The organism is Mesorhizobium sp. M7A.F.Ca.MR.362.00.0.0 (assembly GCF_004023175.1).
Taxonomy (GTDB): domain Bacteria; phylum Pseudomonadota; class Alphaproteobacteria; order Rhizobiales; family Rhizobiaceae; genus Mesorhizobium.
Genome location: NZ_RZTF01000082.1, coordinates 1 through 2,499 on the forward strand (window position 1 = coordinate 1; position 2,499 = coordinate 2,499).

Annotated in this window: 3 protein-coding genes; all 3 read right to left on the bottom strand. The window is 61.0% G+C overall.

What is annotated here, in order from left to right; genetic code table 11:
• Positions 1-211: ProQ/FINO family protein (locus EOC06_RS13280; protein ID WP_245469559.1), on the bottom strand; the 211-nt coding region annotated here is incomplete at its 3' end.
• Positions 212-778: 567 nt separating this feature from the next.
• Positions 779-1,177, bottom strand: a complete 399-nt coding sequence (locus EOC06_RS44990) for a hypothetical protein (protein WP_306462348.1) — start codon at positions 1,175-1,177, stop codon at positions 779-781.
• A gap of 523 nt (positions 1,178-1,700) precedes the next feature.
• Positions 1,701-2,288 carry a hypothetical protein gene (locus tag EOC06_RS13295; protein WP_095488752.1) on the bottom strand — a complete coding sequence of 196 codons (588 nt, stop codon included), beginning with the start codon at positions 2,286-2,288 and terminating at the stop codon, positions 1,701-1,703.
• Positions 2,289-2,499 lie beyond the last annotated feature (211 nt).

Sequence of the window (2,499 nt, forward strand, 5' to 3'; positions counted from 1 at the left end):
TCAGTCTCGCCAAGTACCTGGGCATGCTGGTATAGGCGCGCAGGGCTCTCCTCAATTCATCATCTGACAGTTCGCCGTCCAGCACGCGAATGTCATGATGGATGCCGATCCTAAGCGGCTTGGGCGCTTTCGGATCGAACGCCGCAGGCCACTTTGCCGATAGATGCCGGAAAAGCTGCGCGGGCGATTTCCCTCGGCCGGGGGTCGTCATGATCAAGCCTCGCCCGATTTGTTTTGTTTCCCAATTCGGACCCTCCGTAGCCCCCATATATGCAATGATTGTGGACGCCTGAAAAAATGGGGATTCGTCCGGCAGGGGCAAAGCGCATCCTAGCTTCTAGATGAATACCGTTGCCCTCCCAATCTCCTCGCGACTTCTGAGGAACGGAAACGATCAATCGGACGACCAACCTTCCGAACGGGCAAGAACTGTCGGTCATGACGTTTGGCAAAGGACGGCTGCGCCGAGTTAATCGGCGGCAACTTGGCATGGGAAGAGAAGTCAACTCCAATCAAGAAGCCAGCCGCGAAACGCTAGGCTAACGCCTAAGGTCTGGAGCTCGCCTTCTGCTCAACGCCATCACAAGGACGGCGTTGAGCAGCGTAACGAACCTTACATCCTGATGTTGCCAAGCGGTCCTGAACGTGTCGATCTAGTACTCGATCAGCGTATGAACGAAAAAAAGGTTGCAGCTTCGACACGCCGCCGCTCAAAAAGTTCCATGTTCGCCTTTGGCAACGGCTGGCTTGGTCATGCGAGCTTCCCGTACGGCGGCGGCTATTGCAACCGATCGCTCTGACGCTGCCCGTAGCCGCTCGTCGCTAGCCACCGCGCCCGCGCCAGGTGGGATGTCCAAGCCCGACGTGCCCGTTCCGGCTGGCGCTCTGCGTCAATGTTCAAGATGGCTCGTGCCACCTTGCGCCAGTCGAGGCCCATCGCCTCCGACATCAGCAGGACGGCGTAAGTCTGAAAGTGCGCCACGTCGTAAGGTGTGACCTCGGCCAACTCGGGTGTTTCATTATCGATCCAGGACTCCTCCTCCTTTGAGGGCGCGTCGATGTAGCGGCCGATCGACGCCAGGTGCGCCGCAATCTGGTAACGCAGGTGATCGCGGCTGCCGTAGCGGGCATCGATTTCGCCGAGCTTCTTGTCCCCTACGCTTGTCGCGCGGAACATCGGTATCGCCCAGGGAGTAACAACTCGGACCGATGGCGCAGATATCGCAGCCCGTTGCGAACACGTCCTGCACGAATGCGGGAATGTCCTTTTCTTGCATCCGCTTCATTTCAATAGGCCGCTTCTGACTTCACATTTCCTTATCACAGATCACCCAGTTTGCAACCTTGCCGTGCAATCTTGGGCGTCACTGCGGCGCGCGAGCACCTTCCCTCACAGCTCAGCCCAGTGAATCCGCCCCGTGCGCGCCTCACCCGGAGCCGGAAGAATTAGGACATCTTCCCTGTGCAGGAAGAACCGACGCGCGAAGAACTCAAGATTTGGGTATCGCTCCCTTCCTGTGTAGCGCTCTGCCGATAGCGCAGCCTGTCGGGGCAGAAGGCAAGGAAGATAGCCCGCAAGTGTCGGAGAAGCTGCGGCTTCCAGGATTGGCGCTCGCACGGTTGCTGAGGCCGGTTTACCCTATCGAACACTATGCCGACCGAGGAAGATCGGGCGAAGCCGAAGCTCCGCCCGGTGGCAGTTAGCCGAGCGCCGCCATCTGAAGGTCGGCCGCCTGCCGGTTGACTGTCTGGCCAGGGTTCTCAACCTGGCGTTCGTAAGGCTTCCAGCTTTCACCAACGATGTGCTCGTAGGCGGCGACGGCGCCCTCGGCCGCCATGCGCAACGCGTGGGCTTGGAGGCCCATGTCGGCGGCGAACTCGCGCTTGCGCTGTGCATTGCTGTCGAAACCGACAGGACCGTCGAGGTCCTCGTCGCGGGTGTCGTTGGCGAGCCTGGCTGTGGCGTCCTTGGCCTCGGTGACGGCCTTCGAGTAGAACTGGCCTGCTCCATAGGCGGAGCCGACATAGGAGCCGACGATCCTCTGCAGGTGGATCTGCATCGCCTTGTCGGAAAGTCCCTCGGAAAGTGTGTCGGCGCCATCGATCAGGCTGCGCTCGTGGAATTCACGGATGCCATCGCTGTCGAGGACGGGAAGGCCGAAGCTTTCGGAGATGAGCGTGGCCTGATGGCCGTCCGGGCAGCAGAGCCGAACCATTTCGAGTGTCGTGCCCTTGCGGAGCTGGACGACGCGGGCCTTGGTCCTGGTGGAGCGGGTCGAACTGGACATTGAGCTTTCCTTTCTAGCGATGCCCTTCAGGTGATCCGGCCCTTGCCGGTCTTCCCTGCGGGTGCGGTCGAAAGGAACCGGCGGAAGCTGGACGCTTCAGGGTCCGGGACCTGCCAGGCGAGCGAGGTCGGCTTGCGGAAAAGCGGGGGGCCAGTCCTTCACTGGTCCCTGCGCAGGCCGCGGGCCTGCCTTGCCGAGATCGGCGGGGTCC

Excerpts from the sequence above, each read along its gene's own strand:
- EOC06_RS44990 (WP_306462348.1), bottom strand. The coding sequence starts at position 1,177 with ATGTTCCGCGCGACAAGCGTAGGGGACAAGAAGCTCGGCGAAATCGAT.
- EOC06_RS13295 (WP_095488752.1), bottom strand. The coding sequence starts at position 2,288 with ATGTCCAGTTCGACCCGCTCCACCAGGACCAAGGCCCGCGTCGTCCAG.